Annotated in this window: 17 protein-coding genes and 1 pseudogene; 10 read left to right on the top strand and 8 right to left on the bottom strand. The window is 58.2% G+C overall.

Translation table 11 applies throughout. The annotated features are described in order from the left end of the window. Positions 1 to 13: 13 nt before the first annotated feature. On the top strand, positions 14 to 1252 hold the full coding sequence (locus NLM32_RS13590) for a hypothetical protein (protein WP_254129476.1): 1239 nt from the start codon (positions 14 to 16) through the stop codon (positions 1250 to 1252). A gap of 215 nt (positions 1253 to 1467) precedes the next feature. Further along, positions 1468 to 2250: a PEP-CTERM sorting domain-containing protein gene (locus NLM32_RS13585; RefSeq protein WP_254129475.1), complete on the top strand. Its 783-nt coding sequence runs from the start codon at positions 1468 to 1470 to the stop codon at positions 2248 to 2250. A gap of 331 nt (positions 2251 to 2581) precedes the next feature. Here the strand turns inward: NLM32_RS13585 and NLM32_RS13580 are convergent, their stop codons facing one another. Continuing rightward, positions 2582 to 5005 (bottom strand): tetratricopeptide repeat protein, encoded by a 2424-nt coding sequence (locus NLM32_RS13580; protein ID WP_254129474.1) that lies wholly within the window; start codon positions 5003 to 5005, stop codon positions 2582 to 2584. Between the two features lie 62 nt (positions 5006 to 5067). Beyond that, entirely contained in the window at positions 5068 to 6516 is a 1449-nt protein-coding gene (locus tag NLM32_RS13575; RefSeq protein ID WP_254129473.1) for a WecB/TagA/CpsF family glycosyltransferase, read from the bottom strand. Positions 6517 to 6538: 22 nt separating this feature from the next. Between NLM32_RS13575 and NLM32_RS13570 the strand changes: the two genes are divergently transcribed. The 4 genes from NLM32_RS13570 to NLM32_RS13555 all read left to right on the top strand — a co-directional run bounded on the left by NLM32_RS13570 (position 6539) and on the right by NLM32_RS13555 (position 10335). After that, on the top strand, positions 6539 to 7066 hold the full coding sequence (locus tag NLM32_RS13570) for a serine O-acetyltransferase (protein WP_254129472.1): 528 nt from the start codon (positions 6539 to 6541) through the stop codon (positions 7064 to 7066). Next, on the top strand, positions 7063 to 8058 hold the full coding sequence (locus tag NLM32_RS13565) for a glycosyltransferase family 2 protein (RefSeq protein ID WP_254129471.1): 996 nt from the start codon (positions 7063 to 7065) through the stop codon (positions 8056 to 8058). Before NLM32_RS13570 ends, NLM32_RS13565 begins: the two co-directional genes overlap by 4 nt. 103 nt (positions 8059 to 8161) lie before the next feature. Next, complete coding sequence (locus NLM32_RS13560; protein WP_254129470.1) at positions 8162 to 9370, top strand: glycosyltransferase family 4 protein; 1209 nt, start codon at positions 8162 to 8164, stop codon at positions 9368 to 9370. 62 nt (positions 9371 to 9432) lie between these two features. Continuing rightward, the gene (locus NLM32_RS13555) at positions 9433 to 10335 is read left to right on the top strand and encodes a hypothetical protein (RefSeq protein ID WP_254129469.1); all 903 of its coding nucleotides are present in this window, start codon (positions 9433 to 9435) and stop codon (positions 10333 to 10335) included. 127 nt (positions 10336 to 10462) lie between these two features. Here the strand turns inward: NLM32_RS13555 and NLM32_RS13550 are convergent, their stop codons facing one another. Together NLM32_RS13550 and NLM32_RS13545 are read right to left on the bottom strand one after the other, a co-directional pair. Then, on the bottom strand, positions 10463 to 12433 hold the full coding sequence (locus NLM32_RS13550) for a hypothetical protein (RefSeq protein ID WP_254129468.1): 1971 nt from the start codon (positions 12431 to 12433) through the stop codon (positions 10463 to 10465). A gap of 285 nt (positions 12434 to 12718) precedes the next feature. Then, positions 12719 to 14023, bottom strand: coding sequence for a hypothetical protein (locus NLM32_RS13545; RefSeq protein WP_254129467.1), 1305 nt, complete (start codon positions 14021 to 14023; stop codon positions 12719 to 12721). 254 nt (positions 14024 to 14277) lie between these two features. Here NLM32_RS13545 and NLM32_RS13540 point away from each other — a divergent pair, with 254 nt between their 5' ends. After that, positions 14278 to 14958, top strand: a complete 681-nt coding sequence (locus NLM32_RS13540) for a glycosyltransferase family 25 protein (RefSeq protein WP_254129466.1) — start codon at positions 14278 to 14280, stop codon at positions 14956 to 14958. Between the two features lie 40 nt (positions 14959 to 14998). On the opposite strand, the gene NLM32_RS13535 is transcribed toward NLM32_RS13540, so the two are convergent. Both NLM32_RS13535 and NLM32_RS13530 read right to left on the bottom strand, forming a co-directional pair. Next, a complete protein-coding gene (locus NLM32_RS13535; protein ID WP_254129465.1) occupies positions 14999 to 16360 on the bottom strand; it encodes a glycosyltransferase in 1362 nt (453 codons plus the stop codon). 46 nt (positions 16361 to 16406) lie between these two features. Next, positions 16407 to 17795, bottom strand: coding sequence for an oligosaccharide flippase family protein (locus tag NLM32_RS13530; RefSeq protein ID WP_254129464.1), 1389 nt, complete (start codon positions 17793 to 17795; stop codon positions 16407 to 16409). 361 nt (positions 17796 to 18156) lie between these two features. Between NLM32_RS13530 and NLM32_RS13525 the strand changes: the two genes are divergently transcribed. The 3 genes and pseudogenes from NLM32_RS13525 (at position 18157) to NLM32_RS13515 (ending at position 22976) form a co-directional block, all read left to right on the top strand. Continuing rightward, positions 18157 to 19134: a glycosyltransferase family 2 protein gene (locus NLM32_RS13525; protein ID WP_254129463.1), complete on the top strand. Its 978-nt coding sequence runs from the start codon at positions 18157 to 18159 to the stop codon at positions 19132 to 19134. A 244-nt stretch (positions 19135 to 19378) separates the two neighbouring features. After that, positions 19379 to 19792 (top strand): annotated as a pseudogene (locus NLM32_RS13520) (PEPxxWA-CTERM sorting domain-containing protein); the annotation flags it as partial. A 79-nt stretch (positions 19793 to 19871) separates the two neighbouring features. Further along, positions 19872 to 22976 carry an efflux RND transporter permease subunit gene (locus NLM32_RS13515; RefSeq protein WP_254129461.1) on the top strand — a complete coding sequence of 1035 codons (3105 nt, stop codon included), beginning with the start codon at positions 19872 to 19874 and terminating at the stop codon, positions 22974 to 22976. 15 nt (positions 22977 to 22991) lie between these two features. Here NLM32_RS13515 and NLM32_RS13510 read toward each other — a convergent pair whose 3' ends face one another. Together NLM32_RS13510 and gspG are read right to left on the bottom strand one after the other, a co-directional pair. Continuing rightward, positions 22992 to 23243, bottom strand: a complete 252-nt coding sequence (locus NLM32_RS13510; protein WP_254129460.1) for a hypothetical protein — start codon at positions 23241 to 23243, stop codon at positions 22992 to 22994. Positions 23244 to 24312: 1069 nt separating this feature from the next. Next, on the bottom strand, positions 24313 to 24729 hold the full coding sequence (gspG, locus tag NLM32_RS13505; RefSeq protein ID WP_254129459.1) for a type II secretion system major pseudopilin GspG: 417 nt from the start codon (positions 24727 to 24729) through the stop codon (positions 24313 to 24315). Positions 24730 to 24978 lie beyond the last annotated feature (249 nt).

Raw genomic sequence — 24978 nt, 5'->3', positions numbered from 1 at the left:
GGCGGGACCAACTGTGAAGAGGATTGCGATTGCGGTCTCGATGTCGCTCGGGCTTGCACCGGCGGCCGCGTTCGCGTGGGACTGGTCGCTCAAGACTTCCGAGAGCGAAACGGTCGAACTCAACAGCAACCAATTCTTGAGGTCGTCCCAAGCGGGATCGGTCGGTTCTTATTCGACGATCACCGGGACGGCCGAGGCTCTTACGCCGACGTCCAAGCTCACCTTGGACGGTGATGGCACCTACAGGAAATATTGGGGTCCTGGTGTCGAGGGAGCCTCGACCGAGTCGCTTTCCTACGGCGCGAAAGCGCATTACGAGCAGTACGGAAAGAACAAGTTCGACCGCGAATTCGTCGAAGCCGCATGGAGACAACAGAGTACGGCGCTGGCGCTGTTGAATGACCTTGGCGTCATCTCCCCAGCCAGGGGCTTCATAGATCGGGTCACGGCGACTGGCGGAATTGATCGTGCTTTGAACGCTCGCGATACCGTCAGCCTCTTTGCGACATCGACTCGAACCTACTATGAGCCATCGAGTGGCGGGACCGCCTTTACTGATACGCTGGCCCGCGGATCCTGGCGACACGGCGTCAGTTCCACCACCGGCGTTAGCCTATCATCCGAAGCCGAACTGCTCGCCTACGACAATGCATTCAGCACGCAGGTCGACATCTATCGCAATCAAGTCGGTATAGACACTGCGCTATCGTCCGTGCTGTCCTTTAGGGGCAATATTGGCGCTGCGTATCTAGTGACGGACCGCGGCGTTTCGACGTCGGCGATCGGCGGCGCGACCTCGAACGTCCCGATTGGGAGCACCGCGCTGGATTGGATCGGCGACGCTGTCCTCACCTACAAGTTCATGAAGACAGCGACGCTGTCGGTCATTGCCAGCCAGTCTGTTGGGCCGAGCATCGTAGGTTCGCTGATCAAGCGAGACACCGTCAGCGCCAGTGTGAACTATCTCATCAACAGCCGCGAGAACCTGACTATCTCGGCGAGCGGCAATCGGCAGATCACTACGACCACGACCGATTACGCTTCGATTGCCGCAACCTACGGGTACAGCCCGATCCGCGACATATCTTTGCAGTTCACCTATCGCTATCAGCACCGCTTTGCGAGCACGGGGACGACTATCTTCGACCCTCTAACCGGTACGCCGACCGTTTCTGGCACCGGTCCCGCAGACTCACACAGCGTGATGTTCGTTGCTACCCACAATTTCCTCGTGCTTCCTCACGGCAACTAGTTATCGAACCTTCCAGTACAAGAAATGCCAAGCACCGGGCGCCCCGGTGGGGAGCACGTTCTTAAACGAGACCGCCCGTGCGCTTGGAGCAACCCCCGCGTCCTGCCTAACCGAATGGCCGGCGTGCTCATTGGCTATGCACAGCCTGTTAAAAAACTTTCTTGAACTTTAGGTTGACTTAGAAAATGGCGGCTCATTTAATTATGAGCGTACTCATGGGGGTTAAATTGAAACTTATATTTTCGAGCGGCCTCGCCGCCGCTTCACTGTTGGCGTCGATTGTAACTGCAAATGCAGAAGCCATTTCCCTTTCTCCGTATTCGCTAACGGCGCTTCCAAATCCTTCAAGCATTGGATATTCGCTTGATGGATGGAACTATGTCAGAGAGACACCATCGATCGGAACAACTTCGCTTAATTTTGTGAATGGCTCAATTGTAGCCAGCGTGGGACTTACGCCTTCGCCTTCTATCTCGGTCACGGGTCATTCAGATCCGGGCATCTCGGGCGTATACGGCCTTCTGGAGCTTACGTACTATTTCACGATTAAGGGCGCCTCGGGCGCTGTGCCTGTGAACATTCAAGCTGCCGGCGGGATTTCCAATTCGAATTGGGAAGCAGTTTTCCAGGTCGACTCAACAAACGTAAGCGACTACGTATCGCCACATGTAGCCGGGATGGTGAGTGGTCCGGGAAACCAGACCTTCAGCATAAATCAGGCCTACGATCTGCAAGCCAACGAAGTCTATCGAGTGTATATGCTCGCTGCGGGGATTACGTCGTGGAACGGAGGTTCCTTCAGCGCTTGGGTCGATCCAACTTTCACTATCGATCCTTCTGTAGCGAGCCAATACAGTCTTCAATTCAGTGATGGCATTGGCAACACGATTTCGGCCGTCCCCGAATCCTCCACGTGGGCCATGATGATCCTCGGCTTCTGCGGCCTTGGCTTCTTCGCTTATCGGCGTGACAAACAGGCGGCTCTCCACGCTGCCTGAGCACAACTCGCTTCGAGGAATGCAGAGACCGCCTCCGGCGGTCTTTTCGGTTGCAAACGGCAGTCCAGTATGCCGCAGAGTCAGATGTTGGCCCATCGCGTCCCCGGCGACGCAGAATTTGGCCGCTGTCGAGATCGTAGCGGACTAGCCCCCGATGGTCTCACCGTTCTTCTTGATGAGTACACGTCCTAATCAGGCAGGGAACAAAGGCGCTCGGTTAGGTGAAGCCTCTTAAAGCGCGATGATGATCGATCATCATTGCGCTTTTAAGTTGGGCATGACCTCGCGAAATGCTGCCTCGCACATTGCGGATAATGCTTTTGGAGCAAGGCTATTGCTTGATCGCGTCCTGAATGCTCTTTTTGAGTTCGGTGCCCTCGGGCTCGGCCTTCGCGGCTGTCGCCAACTCTTCTTTCGCCTTTTGCACCTGACCGTCTGCGGCGTAGGCAAGACCAAGATGATAGTGAACGGCCGCAAAATTAGGCGACTTGGCCGCGGCAGTCTCCAGGACCGCAATCGCAGATTTGGTGTCACCCTGCTTGAAGCGTGCCCAGCCCACCGTGTCCTGGAATTGTGGTACGTTGGAAGCCTTTAGGCTCTCAGCCAGTGTCGCAGCGCGATCCAGGCTCTCCTTGTCGGAGCGCGTGTCGAGCAGAAGACTTGCCAGATTGTTGATAGCGACGAGGGACTGAGCCCGTGGCTGGTCCTTCAGGATCGCCTCGTACTGAGCAATGGCCCCCGCGCTGTTGTTCCTCAGAATTTGTAAGCTCGCCGAAGACATCCTCAAATTCACGTTCTGCGGATTTTCTTTCAGGGCGCCCTGCAAGACACGCTCGGCAGCATCATAGTTCTTGCCACGAATGTAGAAGTCAGCGAGCGCGCCATATCCGGACGGGTCTTTTGGCTGCTGCTTGATCGCCTCCTCAAAGTTGGCGAGCGCTTCAGCATCCTTCTTCTGCGCCAGTTTCGTCTGCCCGAGGACGACCAGGAGTTCCGCATTGCCAGGATAGCGCTTGTTCATATCCTGCAAAAGGCTCACGGCGTCGTCGCTGCGTTCGGCCCGAATGTAGGCGGACGCCAACGCAACGGACGGCTGGATCGCTTCCGGGAGTGCCTTGTGTGCATCTTCCAGCGCCACGATGCTCTCCGTAAAGCGCTGCTGGCCTGCATAGGCTGCGGCTTTGATCTGATCTGCAACAACGCGACCGTCCTTAACGGTCGCGATGGTGTCCGCAACCGCAAGGGCTCCGGGCCAGTTCTGACGGCTGAGCTTGATCTGCGCGAGCGACGAAAGAACCTGCAAATTGCCAGGATTGCGACCTGCAACCTCCGTCAGCACGTCATCGGCACGCCCCGCATCGTTGCTGCGCTGTAGAAACGCAACGTACCTCAGCGCCACCTCCGGATTGAGATTGGAGTTCTTCAAAGCGTCCGCGTATTGGCGATCCGCGAGTTCGGGCTTACCACCCTGCTCATATGCGAGCGCGAGCGCGAGCAACAGTTCCGGCGATTTTGGTTGGTCGTTGAGCGCCTCGCGTAGGTCCGCGATCGCACTATCCGTCTGTCCCTTATCCAGACTGAGCGCTGCGCGAAGACGAAGCCCCCCGGAGTTTCTACGGTCCTTCGCTAAGACTTCAGAGATCAGCGGCTCTGCCGTCGCCTTGTCGCCCTTGGCGACCAGCATCTCGGCGAGCCTGACCTGAGACTTTAACTTGCGATCGGCGTTGTCCGACTCCGAGACCAGCTTCTGGAGCGACGAGATAGCTTCGCTCTGATGGTTACTCACAAAATCTAGCTCTGCGAGCGCGAATTTGTAGTCGAACGTATCCCCGCCGGCCTTGATCCGTGAGTCGAGTTCGGCGCGCGCGGCCTCCGGGCCCTTGAAGGTATTGAGAAACCGAACGACGTCGAGGCCGACTTTGCTGTCGGCGGGACTGGCGGCGGCTCGCGTCCGCAACTCCTGCTCCGCCTCGTCGTATTTGCGCTCAGTCGTGAGAAGCTGGATCAGCGCGAGACGATAGGAGGCTTCCTGCGGAAAGTCGGTCACCAATTGCCGGGTCAATTCTTCCGCGGCAGCCAAGTCACCCTTTCGCCTGAGAACTTCGATCCGCAATTGCGCGGTGCTCGCACGGTCTGTCGCACGAGACGGCGTCGGCAGCGCATCCAGCATCCGCAGCGCGCCGTCGATGTCTCTGTCAGCAAGCTTCTTCGACACCAGCAGGTTCACGGCTTCGATGTTGGCGGGATCGATCTCGTAGGCCCGCTGCGCCTCTCGAACTGCAGCGGCTGGATCGTTTGTTCTGATGAGAGCCAGAGCTCGAACGGCATGAAGCATGGCGTTCGGCTTGTCACCTTCATTCGCGGCATCGAGAATCTTGATTGCCGGTTCCGCCGCCCCGCCAGCGACCATGATCCTGGCGAGTTGCACCCTCGCATCGATGTCTTTCGGATCGAGCTCGACGATTCGTCGCAGGTCGAGAAACAGGGAATTGGCTTTGGTGCGCTCATCAATACCAGCCAAAGCTTTCCAAACTTCGACCTTGTCGCTTTTGTATTTGACAGCCTTGAGAAGCTCGAGCCGCGCGCCGAGATCATCATTCTTGGCGATCAGTGCCATTCCGCTTTCGTAGTATTGTTGGGAACGCTGCTCGGGCGAGCCGCAACCGCCTAGCAACGCGGCTGTCAGGGCAAAGCCGAACGTCTTCGCGACCACCTGGCGGGCAAGGCGAGGTTCAAAATCGAGCCTGGTCTTCATTCTAGGTATCCAAACTTGCGTGCTCGCAATCGCACGGAGGCCGTCTTTACACCGACGCAGGATTACCCATCGGACAAGAGAAATTCAAACCTGTTCAGCCGGAAAATTCGCCGCAGACGCGGAGAAAGACCAACGATGGTCAACGACAGGCTTTGTCGCGCAAGCCGCCTCTTCACGCCGATTAACACACCGAAAAACCGACCATCCATATAATCGACACCGGCAAGATTAATCTCGATCGATTTGTGGTCCCTCACCGCCTGCGTCACGAAGGGGAGCAACGAATTGGCTTTATCGGCCGTAGCCGCGCCTATGAGGCTGATCGTCATACCCTCGTCATGTTGGCTGGAGCGGATCGCAAATTCAACCGGTTGCCGGGTTATCCTGGCAGCGATCGCAAGCGGCAGGACACAGGTGCAGAGGACCTGGAACAGCGCTTTGCCGTCAGCCCAGTAGCGCCGCCACAGATGAGGCTCCTCCTTGATTCTCCAAAGCCACTCGAACCCCGTGCTCCGCATCAGCGGCGGCGCTCGTCGAATTGTGCCTGCTTCGAAATTGATGGTCGCGCCGAACTGGGCGCGGATCGGAATCGTCAGGCGATGATGGTTGCGCAAAAGCCAGGATTGCGCCTTTTCGGCATTTAGGAAGACGGCCAGAAGATCCGCCCCACTGGCATTGATCCGCGCGATGATTTCGGGCGAACTGAGCTCCTCGACGGAGCCGAAGCCAGGGTTCAGTACGCCGACGCATTCAAGTCCGCATTTTTCTGCATTCAGTTTAGTACCGACCTGCTCGGCGAGGTCCCCCGTCCCGCCGAATAGAAATACGCGCAACCGGTTGTCGGTCCTGGACTTCAACCGGCCGAACAGATCGGAGCCTGCCACCCTTTCCTGGATCGGAACTCGGAGAAGCTTCGCAAGCCAGATCAGGGGCATACCGTCTGCCAGACAGACGTCGCTCAGCAGCATGCTATCGCGGAATGCCACATCCTGATGACTTTTAATGAGGAAGTTGACGTTTGGCGTCGAGATGAGGAACGGCTCGCGCTTCGCTGCGGCGGCATCCATGGCTTGGATTAGCGTGCGGAAATCGACGGCATCGACGGGAAGCCCGAGCAGTCCGTACAGATCTCGCGTGATCTCGGCATTATCACCCATATCGACGGTTAGGGGCGCCGGGCGCGCAACAGGAGGGGCTGGCTGGCCGAGAACGGCAGTCTGGGTCGTGCTCAAAATCGGATCTCGCGAATTATTGTGATCGGGCGAGCGAGTCGCCTTAAATCCCGTATTTTTTAAAGTGCGCACCTGAATAACATACGTCAGGCGACGTCCGAAAGCCGATTTAATGGCGGCGATTAATACGGTATCTAAGTAGGTTAACCGGGGCAGATTTACCATGCCAGAGCGTCGGGCAGCCCTTGGCGGTTCGTCCCGCGGGTTAATCTTGCGCGTAAGCAGCCCGGCGCGATAGGCTGCAAAGCTGGCATGGGCCGGACGCGTGGTCTCGGCCATTTATTTCTGGCTGGCTTAAATCATGTTCGAAAACGTCAGGGCCGATTACGCGGCGCATGGCCGCGACTGGGGGGCCCAGGGCTTCTGGGTGATGCTGGTCTATCGGTTCGGGCGCTGGCGCTATGGCATCCGGTCGGCGCCGCTGCGAAAGCCGTTCTCGCTTGTCTACAAGTTCCTCTACAAGCTCGTTCAGATCCTGACCGGGATCGAGCTCCCGTGCGAGGCCATCGTCGGGCGCAACTTCGTGATCGACCATTTCGGCGGCATTATCGTCAGCGGTTATGCCCGCTTTGGAGACAATTGCAGGATCCGGAACGGAGTGGTGGTCGGATTGCGCCGGGTCGACGAGCCGTGCGCACCCGAGATCGGCGACAACGTCGACATCGGCGCCGGGGCCAAATTGCTGGGTCCGATCAAGGTTGGCGACAACGTCGTGGTCGGGGCGAACGCGGTGGTGCTGTCGGACGTGCCGGCGAACTCGATCGCCATCGGCGTGCCCGCCATCATCAAGCCCCGCCGGCCGGAAGCGCTGAGGGGCGTCGCTCTGTGACCGGGAGCGAAGGACCCGTCTTGCATGCCTGCGGCGTGGTGGCGATCGGCCGCAACGAGGGCGACCGCCTGAAGCGCTGCCTTTCCTCTGCCCGTCAGACCGCGGCGGTCGTCTATGTCGATTCCGGCTCGAGCGACGGGTCGCTCGTCTGGGCGCGGGGCGAGGGTTTCGACGTCGTCGAACTCGACACCACCGCTGGCTTCACGGCCGCACGTGCCCGCAACGCCGGGTTTCGGCGGCTGATGCAACTATTCCCCGATGTGCAATTCGTGCAATTCGTCGACGGCGATTGCGAGCTCGCCGAGGGCTGGCTCGGGGCGGCAACCGCCTTTCTCCAGCGGCAGACGGACGCGGCTGCGGTGTTCGGCCGGCGCCGCGAGCGACATCCGGAGCGGTCGATCTACAACCGGATCTGCGATGCCGAGTGGGACGTACCGGTCGGCAAGGCGCGGGCCTGTGGCGGCGACGTCATGATGCGGGTTGCGGCGCTGGACCAGGTCGGCGGCTATCGCGACGACTTCATTGCCGGCGAGGAGCCGGAGCTGTGTGTCCGCCTACGCGCGGCCGACTGGACGATCTGGCGGATCGAGGCCGAGATGACGCGGCATGACGCGGCGATGACGCGGTTTGGCCAATGGTGGCGCCGCAACGTGCGCAGCGGCTACGCCTTTGCGCTCGGCCGGTCCGAGCACGGCGCCCCGCCCGAGCAGCTCTGGGTGTGGGAGAGCCGAAGAGCCTGGCTCTGGGGCATATGGCTGCCGCTAGCCTGTGCCCTGGCCGTGATCGCATTCGGCGCACCCGGCCTCGCCTTGCTGCTGCTCTACCCCCTCCAGCTCGTGCGCCGGATCCCGCGGCAGAAGGGGGACCTGCGCGACCGGATCGGCTTTGCCGCCCTGGAGCTGCTCGGCCGGTTCGCCGAAGGCACCGGCCAGCTCCGCTTCGCGGCCGACCGGCTGTTCAAGGGGCGGAGCCAGATCATTGAATACAAGTGAGGCGGAGGGGTCTTGTGGGGCCCCTGATCATGAAAGTGAAAAACAACCCCATGCACAGTAGAACCGGGCGGACGGCGATATTTCTCACATTTCCAAAAATCCCATGACTCTCAAAATCTTCTATGCTGCCGGCCCCGGCGACATCATCGCGGCGCACAAGCACTGGCGCCAAGGTGCCGACGATCCGACCCAGATGTCGCTCACCTATTCCGGACAGTTCGCGGACGCCTGCCGCGACCTGGATGCGACCGCCTATATGATCTCTTACAACGAACGACGGGACGTGCTGCGTGACGGCCAATTCACGCTGGAGCACCGCCCGAAACGGGTGCTGGGTGGCGGAGCGCTCTTTCATCTCTCCGAGATCATGTACGGACTGAGCCTGCTCGTCACCGCGGTGCGCTTCAAGGCGGACGTTGCCGTCATATCCTCGGGAACCACCCACTATTTCGTCCTCGCGCTGTTCCGCTTGTTCGGCATCCGCGTGGTCACCGTGCTCCACAACACGCTCTGGCCGAAGGGACATCCGCCGACGCGGCTGGGGCAACGCATTGTCATGAAGCTCGACGGATTGTTCTTCCGCTCCGCGGACAACGGGGTGATCGGCATATCGCCCGAATGCACGCGGCAGGTGTCCGAGCTGGCGAAAGGCCGGACGAGTGCCCTGCATGTGATGTATCCGCAGTTTCGCCGGCAGAACTTTGCAGGCATTCCGCCCGCCCCGAGCCCTGCGGATCGCCCCTTCAAGATCATCTTTGCGGGCCGCGTCGAACGCAACAAAGGCGTCTTCGATATTCTGGAGATGGCGCGCCGGATCGAGGATGCGCATCCCGGCCTGATCCGGTGGGACATCTGCGGCAACGGCACCGACCTCGAGGGGTTGAAGCAAAGCCATCAAGAGCTGCGATTGGCGGACGTCGTGACCATCCACGGCTGGACCGCCCCAACGGACCTTCGCCGCCTTCAGGGCGACAGCCATTTGTCAATCGTGCCCACCAGAAGCGACTTCGCGGAAGGCATCGCAAAGACGGCGTTGGAAGCGGTGCTTGCCGGCAGGCCTGTATTGATCAGCTCGGTGATACCGGCACTCGAAATCATAGGGGCTGCGGCGATAGCCGTAGAGGCAAACGATGTCGACAAGTTTGTAGAGACCGTCATCGAACTGGCGAATGATCAGCAGCGCTACAGGCGGCTGGTTCTGGCCTGCGGCAGTGTCCAAGAGATTCTTTACGATGGTCGGAACGGCTTCTTGTCGACACTCAAACGAGTGATTGCAGACGACGTTTCGCTTAAACCCGCTGGAGAATATTGAGAAATCGAGATCGACCTTCGTCGCCAAGATCGAGGACATGAAGGGCATCAAAAAGGTATGACATGACAAACTTGGTGATGGGATTTAGCACCAACGCAGCAGAGAACTCGCTTCAAATCTTTGCACGGTCGTTGCGTAAAGTATATCGACCGGATGAATGCGACATTGTCATCATAACTAACACTTTCGAACCGTATTTCGTTGATCTGGGCCGGCTTGGCGTCAGGTTCGTTCCAACGCCGAACAATTACAGCAAGCTTACTGGAAAACTGTCGAAATCGCTGAACCGGGCTACACTGCTGACGCTGCGTGCGATCGAGCCCCTGCTTCGACGCCAAGCCCCGGAAATTGCCGACGCTTATCGCGTTCTCATTGAAACATGGCATCATCCGCACTTCGTTCGATGGTTCGCATACGAGCGCTTTCTCGAACTCAATCAGCAGTACGAGAATGTGATGCTTGCCGACGTCAAGGATGTCGTTTTCCAGGCGCCCTTCTTCGATGCATCCTCCACAAATGAGGTCTGCCTCTGCGACCAGGGCCTCCAGTACGGTAAAACGTACTGGGATACAAAATGGTATCGCGACGCCTTTGGCGAAGAAGCACTGCAAAAGATCCTGGGCCGCTCTCCCCTCTGCATCGGTACGATGATGGGTCCCCATGCCGCTGTCCTTGGCATCGTGCGAGAACTAAGAATTGAGTTCGGCAAGCGACCGTTTCATCGCATTGAACAAGCGGTATTCAACCACATGCTTTTCGAGCGAGCCTTCGATACGCCCTACAACGTCCTTCCAAATGTTACAGGACCAATCATAACCCTTTGCGACGACGACATCATCGACAAGTTTACATTGGTAGAACAATCGATTTGTCGTGCACTCGACGGGACTGTTGCCCCCGTAGTCCACATGTATGATCGGAACGACAAATTCAAGCGGGGCATAGAAACGGCGTTCGTGCCCTAAGCGCGGAAACTGATAATCTGTCGGGGTGCCCCGCAGAGACATCGATAGAAGGGCAAGCGAAACTGTGCAGCAGCTTGCTTCCTGCGCAAAGCAAGCTGCTGTTGGTACGCCCGCCCTAATTCCTCGATCACAAATTCAACGTGCAAACACTGTTCCAAGATTGGTATTTTAGCGCATAGCTATCTCCTGAACTCAGCGACCACTGATTAAGTCCAGGTATCAAGAGCCAAGCCGTAGCCTTCGAGTGCGGCTGAGCCAAGAACTGAGACATCTGGTCTGTCACGAGCGCAGCAAAAAGAGCCGATTTCTTGTAACCATCAATCAGGGTCGCGATTTTTCCAGTCGCATCCCCGTACGAGGTCGCTATCCCGATTTTTGTGCAAGCCGCGGCGGACGGGTACCAACTCTCGTGACCGCCCTCATAACAAACTACGGGTTTGTTGAACGTCTTGGCCACAGCCTCCCAAGCTGGGTAAATGCCCACGCCATTCGCACCGCTATTCAAAGCCAGCAGGGTTTGCCCTCCTGCCTTACCAGTTGCGAGTTTACCCGCTCGAATATCGGCGTCGAGAAAAGCCAATGCGGCGGTCATTTTGGTCGGTACAGCTGATACATAGTCGTCAGCGGCAGCCAATAGGCCGGAGATTGCGGCGGCTCCGTTGTTTACGTAGTTGGCGTCAAAGTTCGTACATTGCGCGCCAGAATAATAGGTGGCGTACGAAAGAACATCGCAATAGTCGACTGGTCGATTTGAAGACACATTATAGTTCGGATATTTTCTAGCCGCGTATCCAGCATAGGAACCATTCAAATCCGCCCCAAGAAGCTTGTACGTGCTCGTAGCAGCAGTCGGACCGAAAGCTTGAAATGCCATCACGCGCTTCAGCTGCGCGGAAGTTCGCGGACTCCAGGCCGCCGTCACCAACCCCATGACTTGACGAAAGCGAAGAGCGAACCAGCCGAACGACCGACGAGCATTGTCAGCGGGGAAGCCCAATGCAAGTCCCTTGGCATCAGCCCAGGGTGTAACAGGGAATCCCCAATTCCAGACCTCGTTTCCGTACTCGAAGTACGCATTCAATCCGCTACTCAATTTGCTCCTGACGAGCTGAGCAATTGAGGTGACGGAAATGTCGTCGATGTACGATGGCAATACGCACCAATAATCCGAATTGATGCGATTTGCGAACGCGATCTGCAGCTCGTAGGGAAGGCACGCGGTCTGGCCGTTCTTCTGCCACAGAAACGCGCCCAAGACGGCATCGTAGGTTAAGGACGCGAGGCTGCCAGCTTTAATAGCTCCAACGCCGGGCACCTGCCCGGATCCAGTCAAAACAGGCACAGCCCCTCGTCCGCCTGAGTTGATACTCACCGAGCTTGATGTATTTGCGTTAGCGAACTGCAGCTGAATGAGTTCGCCATCTACATAAGTCCGGCCTGCGTCCTTCTGTGCCACGCAAACATAGGCATCCGTCCCGGAGGTCACCCCGGCCCAGGCAGTGGGCACCCACCGCTGATCAATGAGATTGATAGCTGTCTGCCAAGGAGCAATATATCGAGCCTGCGAGACGTTTCCGGAGTTCGGATTGACCCAGCCCATCGGCCTAAAGATGCCGGGATTTAGCGTCTTATAGACACTCACATAGCCATCGTCGAACATTTCCTCAGGCGTTGTTGCCTGGTCGATCGCGGCCTCGTCGGACAATCGGCACAGCACCAGGTTGGAGAGACCCGAAAATTTCGCTCCGGCTGGAAAATTGAGCGTCACAGACGCGGGGACCGAAGTGCGAAAGGTGAAAACAACCCGCGCGTTGGTACCTGTTACACTGAGATTGTAGTCCGCGGAGCCGGCCAAAAGGCTGGATCCCGAAGCAACCGTGAACCCGGGCGCTCCACGTGCCAGCTGGATAGTTGCCGTTCCGGACCATTTCAAAACTAGCTGGGTCGATGTAGTCAAATTGGAGGGTAACTGGATAACGCCAAAAATAGTATTCTGCGGAGAGGACGTCGGATAGCCATTAGCGTCGAGAATGGCCGGATAGGCATAGCCTGATGCTGATTGAACACTTAACAAAGAGCGTGCCAGGTTCTTGAACATGCCACGTTCAAGAGATGTTCCGATCACCGTTGGTCTGACTTTGGTGCCCGTCGTGGTCGTAGTTGACGCCGAACTCCCAGCAGCTAAAGGCGCGGGGGCCGCATCCAACAACTGCGGACAACCTACCACTACGGCAGCTGCCGAGGCAGCCGTCAGGAAGTGTCGACGCGAAATGCTCACAATGTGCTCCTATCCGATTAGCTCCTGATCTTTCTCCTAGATGAAAATATCTAAGATGACCCTTTTCTAGGTTTCCCAGTTGTAACGTCTCCAAAATCGTTTCATTCATACAACTTTGGTTAATGGTCTCCCTAACGGCGTCTGGCCGAGTTTGACGGACCTACTCTGGTTGCTGCTCTTCTCGGATTTTCCTCGCACTCCCAATCGCTCAGCCCTCCCAAGAAGAGAACCAGCGAACAGCCATGTCATTGGGAGCAGACTCGAATTTGGAATCAAATCAATGATGTTTGCAGCGACAAGAAGCGCGAGCGACGTTAGGAATATCTTATCGCGGTATCCAGGGATATGTCTGTACGCAGCGGCGCCACGAATAACCGCCAGCGCTAACAGCCCAAACTCCGCAACAAATCCAACTATTCCGAATTGCCCGATGGTAATAACCCACAGGCCATCAGTAATGCTGACATCCTGCCCCCACTCGGCGTATATTCTGCTCCTTCCGTAACGTCCCCAACCGAATATTGGCCGCTCCAATGCGCGGTTAAGAAGAGCTTCTTCATTGTCGAAGCGTACGCGGAGCGAAGCCGATCGTTGTGGATTGATCTCTTTGGCCAACTCCAGAATTTGTCCAGTTGGTATCATTCCCGAAAATCGTAAAAGCGGATAGCTCAACGCGATTATCACCACACAAACGGCGACTAGCGCATTTAGGCGCGGCCTCGCAAATCCTATAAGCGGCGCGAAAAGCACCATAAATATAGTCGCGCCAAGACTTTTACACAAAATCAAAACCAAGCCCAAATAGACGGACACCGCTCCTGACGACAGCGGCCCGAGCCGAATCTTTGCCCGCCAAAGCGCGGTAGCCGCGCCGATCGTCAAAAATAGAAACGTTGCCGCGATGAGACCGTGTCCCATGAAAACCATGGGACGGAAACCGCCATCGCGCATCTGCTGAATGAAGTCGGATGGATAATAGCCATAGACCCAGGCATGCAACTGTGGACTGAATCGAATCTCAAACAACAACGGAATGGAATATATCGCGCCGGCTACGGCCAGCACATGAAGAGTCTGCTTATGAGCACTTTCGGTATTGAGCAAGCCCCTCCCTACAAAGAAGGGCATCAGAGTGAACAACGTAAACGCAACGGCCGACCCGGCGTCATACAATCCCACGCCCGGAATAATCCGGTCCCCAGCAACCACCGGATCGTTGTTGAGCAAGGACGTCACAATCGGTCCAAGCAGATACAGGCCAAGCAATATCTCAACCAAACCAATGCGCGGTCGCCAGATGGGGCGCTGAAGGAAGAGATAAGCCAAAAAAATGCAAAGGCCCGGAAGGGTTGTCTTGTCCAGAGCGGGAATAATCGGCAACTTGATTCCGTCGCTGATCGGGAGGAGCAACTGTGCCCCTACGACTATCCACAGAGTGGCTTGAATCAGGGGACGAGTTACGATGAGCCAGATTGCGACTACCGGCCAAATTGCCAATGCAGTGGTTGCGGTTAAACTCCCCATAGACAGCCCTGAGTTGCTTACCTTCCAGGATGAAGCAAGTGACGAGAGATAGATGCGCTGGTTTCAGATAGAAAAACGATATAATCACCATATACACCGAACTCAGCCAGTTGAAGCTCCCCGATAAGGCGTTTTTCAATATGAAGAAATTCGTGATAAACTTGGAATCGCGGCGAGACCGGCGAGATGAGACGGAGAGGCAACTCGGCCGCGTTGGCTGGACTGATGTTCAATTTTTTCCTGCCATACGGCCCGAAGACAACGGAGGTTTCGTATCCATCGGTGCGAGGGGCTGCTTCAACAGCCACCTCCGCGTAATAGAGGAGGCTAAGGAGCAAGCGGTCCTTATCCTTGAGGACGACCTAAATTTCGCAGATGATTTCCCCGAGAACTGGGATCGCGCTATGCGAGACTTGCCTTCGGATTGGTCGATCTTCTATCCGGCTCATTATCTCGATGGTGCTGGCTCAGGCGTTCAAGCGCTGGCGCCGGACACCGCCGTTCTTTGCGCACACTTCCTCGCGATCAATTCCAGAGCGGTTGGACTGATCGCTGACGAATTACGCGCAATGCTTTCTCGTGAGCCAGGTGACCCACGTGGCGGCCCAATGCATGTCGATGGAGCATACTCGACAATCCGCCGCCTTCATCCCGAGTTGAAGACATATGCCTATTTTCCGTCGCTCGGGTATCAAAGATCTTCGACCTCGGATATTACGCCTCCGCAAAAGGAGCGCCATTTTCTTCGTCCGCTGCGCGCCGGGCTTCGGCGTTTCGATAGACTGGTACAGCTCAAGCGCCGATTGATGGGGCAGCGCTGAATAAACACGCGGCACCTCGAAAGACGGGCAAGACAGATCTTTAAGGTCCGGCTTTCTGAATTCGCTGGTCAGGTGATCCGCCTCCAACTGCATCAAGACCAAAGCGACTCAGGTCGGCTACGTCGTTCAGCACGGCCCGATATATCCGCAGTATCTGGGCGGCTTTCGCATCCCACGTAAGAGATTGTCCTACTTTCGCGCGAGCCGCTTTTCCCAGAACATCCAGTTGGTCGGGCAAGTTTAACATTTCAGCGATTGTGGCTCGAAAGCCCGCCACCAGGCTCGCCTCATCGCTGAAGGCTACGCGAACGCCGTCACTATCATCAACGAGATCAGCAGGCCCTCCGTAGTCGGCGACGATAGGAGTGACTCCAAGTGCCATGGCCTCGACGACCACTCCCCCTCCAAATTCGCGGACACTCGGCAGAGCTAAGAAATCGCATTCCCGAAGCTTTTTTCCGACTTCAGCATGTGGAACCCAACCGTGGAACTGAACGGAGTGATCAACGCCCCATGCATTCACTTTGGCCAGCAACGAAGGCCTTTGCGGTCCATCTCCCATGATATGGAGCTTGAGATTTCCGCTATCAAGAAACGGCCTCGCAGCTTCCAACAACAAGTCTGCCCCCTTGTAGGGCACTAGGCGCCCTACAAATGCACCATGTAGCGGCAGGGTAGCACGTGACGACCGTTCAGCACCAAGAACGCCTAGGTCGACCCCATTCTCTGGAATGAATATAGATTTCGAGCGCGTCCAAGCAGGGAGTTGACGTTGCGTGAACGTCGACCCTGAAATAATGGCGGCGCTGTGCTTGAGCGTTGATCGGTAGAAAGGCATTAGGCGATAGAGCGACCTGACGTGTGAAAGGTATTCTTTCTCCGCATACTGTCGCTGCCGGAATTGCTTGGGCCACGGAATGCCTCCGTTCAGCGGACCTAGCACGAAGGGAATGCCGAGCTTTCCGAGCTTTCCGGCAATCAAACTCTGAGCGGTAGGGCTGAGCGGTGTAATTCGATGCACTACATCAAACTCGCGAGCCGCCAAGCGCTTTCCGAAAGTTTGCCAGAGCTTCCATTCGAATGAATAGTAAGCAACCGAGGAAAAGGCCGTCAGCGCGGTCCAGGATTCCCTACCCAACAGGCGACCAGCAAATGAATAGAGAGGCGCTGCAAACGTCTCGTTGTCGAGAGCGGTGAAATCGCGCCCTTCGACCAATCCCTTCCTTAGCAAAGCAGGTGCGTTTCGGACCTGCGTCACGAGATGCACATCTGCGATTTTTGCCAGCGCGTTGTATAAGCTCCACCCAACCAGCGGCACGCTCGTCCATTCCGGATTTGCAGCTTCTGCAATCACCAGAACCCGAATTTTTCGTGCGGCCTCGGCGCCCGCCGGAGTGTTCATATCCATTTCCGTCTATCTTCGGTGAGCAGAAGCGCCTCGTGGGCTATCAAAAAACGAAGGAGACACCCTCTCCGATCAACCAACCCACGAGCCAGGCGCTCAACACAACAAATTCTAACCGAGCACTGTTGAGGTTATGTCTGCCGTTGAAGTAAAACATCAAGAGACAGCTGGGTAGCATGTGCACGGCAACTCCGAGAACAGCGCCTTGGATACCAAAAAGAAAGTTGAACAGGCTGATAGACGAAAAAAGAGAAATGAGTTTGGCGACACTGAGTGCCGTCAGATACTCTGGCCGCCCAAGAGCGAGATAAGCTTGTTGCGAAATCGTGTAGCGAGAAAAAATGAGCCCCAACGACAAGTATTGGAGCATCCAGCCTGCTGGAGCGTACCGCGCATCATACAGCAGGTGAACGATTGATGGAGAGGCCGCGAAGAGAAACCCGGAAATTGCCAATAGTGAACCATCGGTAATCCATCGCATTCTGCGCAGAATTTCGGCTACACGCTCAGGCTGATTACGTGCGGCTTCGCTCAAGACAGGGAAGGAAACAGCCCCAAATATCTTCCCCACCACGCCATCCGGAACGGACGCCAGATTGTAGGCAACGGAATAGAATCCGAGCGACTGGGGATTTAACCAGGCACCGAGCAAGAGCCGATCTCCATTGAGCGCCAAAGCACTCAATGTTGAAGATAGAAAGGTCCATCTGCCAAACCGAAGGAGCTCTCTAGCGGCCTCACGATTCCAGCCAATCCTATCTCGATGTCCCGCAAAAACGAAATAGCTCAAGCTTGCAATGACCAGTCCTGAAATGAGCTGGCCAGCAATGTAAGACCACAGTGAGTGCGTCAGCCATCCGAACAATATTACAAATGCCTGACTAACGAACTGAGCAAAAAGTTCCGTTAGGTAGACAGGTTTGACATTCAGGTTGCGTGAAGCTGACACAGCCTTCATGGACTGGAAACCCCAGATCACCGACAAGAACGATGCTACAAAAATATACCATGGCAGATCGGGATCGGTATAAGCCGAACCCGAAGGCACCCAATTATGAGTTTGCGCCAGAGATAATCCCGCAGCGAAGACGCCTGAGAGCGCCCAAATAAAAATGCCTCGTGCAATTTGCAATGTGAAAGCGGTATGTAGGAAACTCGGTACTGCTCCGTTGGGACTTTGAATAACTGCTTGCCGCAGACCGATATCGGTCAGCAATACAATCACTAGCTGCACCGATGTGACCACCGCGAGGACGCCAAAAGCCTCCGGCGCAAATATCCTCGTTAATATGATCGTCCCGACAAATCGCAGTGCCAAGCTTAGGAAATGTACAACAAGCGTCCAACTTCCGGCCCGGAAGGCTCGTGAACGGAGGGATGCACGATCAGATTCTGACTTTCCCTGCCGCAAGCGGTTCAACAAAGTAATCATTCGCAATCGTTTGTAGGAGACAACGCCCGCAAGAACAGATCGATCACGGGGTCTTCGTAACCTTTTCACCCGACGCCCGTAAGAAGGCGCAACGCGCCGAGTCTTTCGCACATACTTCATTGTTGGTGCAATGGTTGGGACGTGGCAGATCGTTTAATTGCTCGACCAAGCAATTGGTAGTTAACCGGCCTCTTCGCGGTCGCCGCGATAAGAGGCAGCGCGATCTCCTAGGAGGCATTCCGCCCGCCATTGCTGCAAATGCCGGCATGAGATAGTCCTGAAACGGGGATGCCGGGTTTTCCGGGCAGGCGCCTCCGCCTGCAACGCCCCCGATTGGACTTTTCGAAAAAGCACCTCGTTCATGCGCTTATTGATCGTCATCGTTAACTACCGCGTCGCCGAGCTGACCATCGACTGCCTGCGGTCCCTTCAGGACGAGATCGCGGGCGTGCCCGGCACGCGCGTGGCGGTCTGCGAGAACGGGAGCGGCGACGGCTCGGCGCTGCGCATCGGCCAGGCGATCGAGGCGAACGGCTGGGGCGCATGGTGCTCGCTGCTGGCGAGCGAGACCAATCTCGGGTTTTGCGGCGGTAACAACGTGCTGATCCGGCCGGCGCTGGCCACGGCCGAACCACCGGATTATGTGCTGCTGCTCAACCCCGATACCGTCGTCCGGCCCGGCGCGATCAAGGCGCTGGTCGACTTCATGGCGCAGAACCCGAATGTCGGCATCGCGGGCAGCCGCCTGGAAGATCCCGACGGCACGCCGCAGCGCTCGGCCTTCCGCTTCCAGTCGGCCTTGAGCGAATTCGAGGGCGCGGTGCGGCTCGGCCTCGTCAGCCGGCTCTTGAGCCGCTTTGTCGTCGCGCCGCCCGTGGTGGACGAGCCGACCGCGACCGATTGGGTCGCCGGCGCGAGCATGATCGTGCGGCGAGAGGTATTCGCCGACATCGGCCTACTGGATGAGGGCTACTTCACCTATTTCGACGACATCGACTTCTGCTTCAACGCGTGCAAGAAGGGCTGGCCCACCTGGTATGTGCCTGCCAGCCGCGTCGTCCACCTGGTCGGGCAATCGACCGGCGTGAACCGCATTCCGCGGCGCCTGCCGGCCTACATGCTCGAGGCCCGGCGGCGCTATTTCCTGAAGAACCACGGCGCGCTCTACGCGGCCCTGGCCGATGCCGGCGCCCTGGCCGGGCTTGCCTTGTTCGGCCTGCGCAACCTCGCCAGCGGCGGCAAGCACCAGGCCATCCCCCACGCGCTCGGCGATTATTTCCGGCACAGCGTCTATGTCCGGGGGGTCCACGTTCCCAATGTGCGGCCGTTGGGGCTTTGACAGGGCGACCGGAAATGGATTAACTTTGTTTTTGATTAATTGAGAGGCGGAAATGTTTAATCGCATTATTTTTGCCCTTGGTCTTGCATGCATGGTTTCTGCTGCGCAGGCGTCCAATGTCCTTCCGGGATCCGGAGCAACGGTAACGGGGTCTTCGCTTTATCCCGGGTTCGACGCAAACGCGGCGGCGCACAATCTGATCGAAGGCCCTCCGTACCAGCAGGCCTATTTCAATACCGACTCGCGCTGGGTTTTCGCCAATGGCGACAACAGCCAGTCTCTTCTGGTCGATCTCCACACCCCCACCGCTCTGAATTCGTTCTCGATCCTGTATGGTGCCGACCGCGCTCCCGGTTTCTTTGAAATCCTGACGTCCAACGACGGCACGAATTTCACGGCCCTGGGATCGACGACTCCCCTATTTAATTCGTCGCCCAGCCTGTTCACGGCGACCGTCAACGGCTTCGTCGATGCCCGGTATATCGAGTACTATTTCGGGACGGCTTCGCCAGCTGCGCCCAATGGCGGCAACGGCGCGGGCATCATCCAGCTGACCGCGTCGATTCCCGAGCCGTCCACCTGGGCCATGATGATCCTCGGCTTCCTTGGTGTCGGCTATTTGATCCAGCGCAGGAAGCGCCAGCTGTCCCTGGTTTGATTCTGGAGCCTCTGTTCCAAGGGCTGCGGCTGATCCCGGCTGGTTGATTTTCGGCTGTGACGCGACAAGCTGAAAGACCATGCCGTCGATCTCACAGCCCTTCATCCGCAGGCCGGTCGGCACGACGCTGCTCTCGATCGGGCTGCTGCTCCTCGGCATCGTCTCATACCGGTTCTTGCCGGTCGCCTCCGTTCCGAACGTCGACTTCCCGACGATCTTCGTCTACGCGTTTCGCCCGGGCGCAGATCCCTCGATCATGGCCAGCACCGTGGCTGCGCCGCTCGAGCGCCGACTCGGCGAAATCGCCGGTGTCAACCAGATCACCTCGACCAGCACACTCGGCCTGAGCAGCGTCCTGCTGCAATTCGACATCAGTCGCAGCCTCGATCGCGCCGCCAGGGACGTCCAGGCCGCCATCAACGCCGCGCTGCCCGACCTGCCGGGCGACCTGCCCTCGCTGCCGCGCTTCGGAAAGGCCAATACGTCCGGCGCCCCCGTTTACGTACTCGCCCTCACATCGAGGACGCTCTCGACCGCCGCGCTCTACGACGTCGCCGACACCGTGCTGCTGCAACGCATCGCGCAGGTGCCGGGGGTCGGCAATGTCACGGTCTCGGGCGCCGATCAGCCGGCGGTGCGGATTCAGCTCAACCCGGTCGCGCTGTCGAATGCGGGTATCTCGACCGAGGACGTGCGGACCGCGATCATCAACGCCAATCCGCTCGGTCCCGTCGGCATCTTCAACGGCGAGCGGCAGAGCGAGACTTTGTCGCTCAACCGGCAGATGCGCTCGGCGAAGGAGTTCCGCGACATTCTCGTCAAGAGCTCCAACGGCAATTTCGTGCGGCTCTCCGACGTCGCCGACATCGAAGATTCCGTGAAGAACGTACGTTCGGTCGCCTGGTTCAACAAGCAGCCCGCAGTGCTGATCGAGATCAGAAAACAAGGCGATGCCAACGTCATCGACACGGTCGACGGCGTGAAAGTGCTAATCCCCGCACTGAAGCAGTGGATCCCCGCCGGGGTCGACATCTCCACGCTGGTCGACCGCACCGGCACGATCCGCGCCAGCGTGACCGACATGCAGTGGACGCTGCTGGCAACGGCGTTCCTCGTCATGATCGTCGTGTTCGTCTTCCTCCGCCGGCTCACGCCGACGATCGCCGCCGGCATCTCGGTGCCGCTGGCGCTCGCCGGAACCTGCGCCGGTATGTGGGTCGCAGGCTTCTCGATCGACAATCTGTCGCTGATGGCGCTCGCCATCTCGGTCGGATTCGTGGTCGACGATGCCATCGTCATGATCGAGAACATGTACCGCAATCTCGAGCGCGGCATGCCGCCATTCCAGGCGGCGCAGGAGGGCGCCCGGCAGATCGGATTTACCGTGGTCTCGATCAGCCTGTCGCTGATCGCCGCCTTCACGCCGCTGATCTTCATGGACGGCATTGTCGGCCGCTTGCTGCGCGAGTTCTCGCTGACGCTGACCTTCGCAATCGTGGTCTCGACGCTGGTGTCGCTGACGGTCACACCGATGATCTGCGCCCACTACATCCGGCAGACCACGTCGGGCTCCGCGACGCTGTTCGATCGCCTGGTCGAAGGCGCGCTGTCGCGGATCGTCGCGTTCTATACCTCCAGCCTGCGCGCTGCGCTGGAATTCCCGCTGCTGACGCTGCTGGTGTTCTTCGCGACCATCGCCCTCACAGTCACGCTCTACATCAACGTCCCCAAGGGCTATTTCCCGACGGATGATTCCGGCTTCGTCATCGGGGCGACGCGCGCCTCCGCCGACACCTCCTTCCAATCGATGCTGGGCCTGCAGCAACAGCTCGCCGACATCGTTCTCGCCGATCCGGCGGTGGCCGGCCTCGGCTCGGTCGTCGGAAGCGGCGGAGGTCCCGGAGGACAAGGCGCCAACCGCGGCACCATGTTCATCAACCTGAAACCGCCGGACCAGCGCGGATACGTCTCGACCGAAATCGTGATCGACCGGTTGCGCCGCGCGCTCTATCCGGTCGCAGGTATTCGCCTGTTCATGTTTGCCGCCCAGGACGTCCGCGCCGGTGGACGGCAAAGCGACTCCAACTACCAATATACGCTCACCAGCACCGATCTCGGCCTGTTGCAGAACTGGGCGCCGATCGTAGCCAAGCGCATGGAAAGCGTCGACGGCATCACCGACGTCTCCAGCGACCGCGACCCGAACGGGTTGCAGCTTACGCTCTCCATCGACCGCCAGAAGGCCTCGATCCTCGGTGTCCGTGTCCAGGACATCGACAACGCGTTGAACAACGCGTTTTCGCAGCGCCAGATCTCGATCATCTACACTCAGCGCAACCAGTACATGATCGTGCTGGAGATCGATCCGAAATTCCAGGTCGATCCGTCCAACCTCGATCGCGTCTTTGTCCGCGGGGCGAACGATACGCAGGTGCCGCTGTCGGCCGTGGTGCACGCGAGCCGAGGGCTCGCCGCGCTCGCGGTCTATCACTCGCAGTCGTTTCCCTCGACCACCGTGTCGTTCAATCTGTTGCCCGACGTCCAGCTTCAGACCGCCACGCAAAACATCCAGCGCACGGTCGACGAACTGCACATGCCCGAAGGCATCCGCGGCAGCTTTGACGGCAATGCCGGCGATTTCGCCAAGACCAGCGGCCGGCAGCCGCTGCTCATCCTCGGGGCGCTGGTGGCGATGTATATCGTGCTCGGCGTGCTCTACGAGAGCTTGGCCCATCCACTCACGATCATCTCGACGCTGCCCTCGGCCGGCCTTGGCGCGCTGCTCGCGCTCCAGATCACCAATACACCGCTGACGGTGATCGCCTTCGTCGGCATCATCCTGTTGATCGGCATCGTCAAGAAGAACGGCATCATGATGGTCGACTTCGCGCTCGATGCCGAACGCCAGCGTGGGCTGTCGTCTGCCGAAGCGATCTTCGAGGCCTGCCAGGCGCGCTTCCGCCCGATCCTGATGACGACCATGGCGGCGCTGTTCGCCGGCATTCCGCTGGTCGTCGCGACCGGGCCGGGCACGGAGCTACGACGCCCGCTCGGCATCACCATCATCGGTGGCCTGCTCGTGTCGCAGGTCCTGACGCTCTACACGACGCCAGTGATCTACCTCCTAATCGACCGCCTGCGCCGGTCGCGAGCGCCGGTGCCAAACGTTGCGGCAGCGGAATAACCAGGCCCGGCAGGCCTAGACTGCGTCATCGGGCCGACCGATGAACTGCAACTTGCATTTCATCTGAGGCTGGCTCTGCCTGACGCAGAACCGTCCATCGATGACGGGGAGCTTGAGGATGGAGCTGCGCAGGTTGCGGCAGCAGCTCTGGGTGCTGTCGGGAAACCCGGGCTGGTAGACGTAAAGCCGGGTGTAGAACGGTTCGACCGAAATCAGCAAATCGATCGTCTTGATAGCACGAGGTATCTTGCCGCTGAGATCAATCAACCGATCCCCGGGATTGCAAGCGAGCGTTACGAGTGCGAGAGCCCAATACACCATCTGAGCCTAGCGGAACGATCAGAGGACGTCAGCGAGAAAGCAGCGGCGCCGCGACGGTCGAGCCAAATCGGGGTTCTCCACGCCGCATACGGTCTCCCGTCCCGCCAGACAGGGTGGTCACCGGGTTGATCAGATCTACCCAGTAAGGTTGATCGGTTAGGTTAAATTCCGAGTCCTGTTGTTCGTTCTGCGGGCCTCAATATTGCTTCCCGTATGGGCAAGAAGCAATCCAAGCCTTCAGCAAGTCGGTCGCCAAAGTCGGTGCTCAGTCGCATGCGCGACGAAGTGCTCAGGCTGAGGCGTGAGGTCGAACTAGAACAAGCGCGAGCCGATGCCATCGCGGCGCAGCAACACGATCATCTGAAATACGCCAAATAGCCCACGAAGCCGTCTTCCGCGATGGCGAGCCAAAGCCAACATCAGCTTTTACGTAGCGATCGCCGGGCTCGGGCAGTCGACACGTCTGGTCCAACTGTCAGCGACTGCAAATTCGGACGCCTGACACCGGCATGAGTGCAGATTAGTCCTGTCCGCCGCGAGGCTTTTCGTCGTCGCCCCTTCGCATCGCACAGACAACTCTCTGGGCCAAGCCCGCACGATCGGCCCCGCCCCGGTCAGCCACATTCCCGTCGCTTGCTCGCGCTCGCAGTCCCGAAAGTTCGGAAAGAGACCTGAGGGTCAGCTTTGGCTTGAGGCGCACACCACCAGAACGAAATAAGGACATGGGGGTTATCTCATTTAAAAAAGCCGACTTTAACGGCTGCGCCGCGGCCGTCAATTCAGCCGGGCGTAGGAAGAAAGACTATCGGGGCTGACGAACCAGGCAGGGTACCGCTAGCCCGACTCCAATTCACCTGCACCGCGTTTCGGAATTCTCCCAATCAACCACGCTTCCCAACCAGCCAGGTCCCCGAATCTCGCGAATTGCATCGGCGCGTTGAGGGCCAGCTATTTGAAAGTTACCGCACCGCCTCCGGCTTCAGCGAACAAAGGGCGCAGGTCCAGCTCCATCGTTTCACCCATTGTCCGCCCAAGCGCGGTTCGCGCTCGCTGCGGAGGCAGGCTTCCTGGTGCCCTTACCCGTCGGCCCGAGCGAGTAGACATTGTATTCGCCCTGCTCCGACACGGAGTACTGATAGGGCCGTCCCCACGGATCGAGCAAAGTCCTGGCGTTCTTCAAGTAGGGGCCATTCCAGCGAGGCGCTTCCGGCGTCGCTTCAACCAAAGCCCTCAGTCCAGCGCTCGAGCTCGGATAGGAGCCATTCTCCACATAGTACATCTCGAGAGCCGTGTTGATATTCTCGATCTGAAGCTGAGCGGACTGCGTCTTCGCCTTCCCGAAATAGCCCATCACTTGCGGCGTCGCCATGGCGGTAAGCGCAGCGAGGATGCCCATCACGACCAGCAGCTCAAGCAACGTATACCCGGCCATGCCTGGCCGACGCCTGCCATGACGAAGCTTTCTGACGCGCTGCGGCGCCGAAGATCTTTTCGTGTCGACGGTCATGATGCCCCCAGACAAGTACCCTTTGTATTTCGGGGTATCCTCATCACGCCTCGTGTTCACCGAGTTAATGGAACCGGAGACTTGGAGCCAGTCTGAATACGGGCGTAGCAAGACGGCGAGAATGCACAGCCACGCGACAGCCAGGCGTTAAGCTTTTCGGCAAGTTAATGCGCT

The sequence above is a fragment of the Bradyrhizobium sp. CCGUVB14 genome (assembly GCF_024199935.1).
Classification (GTDB): Bacteria; Pseudomonadota; Alphaproteobacteria; order Rhizobiales; family Xanthobacteraceae; genus Bradyrhizobium.
This window is presented reverse-complemented; position numbering and strand designations above follow the sequence as displayed.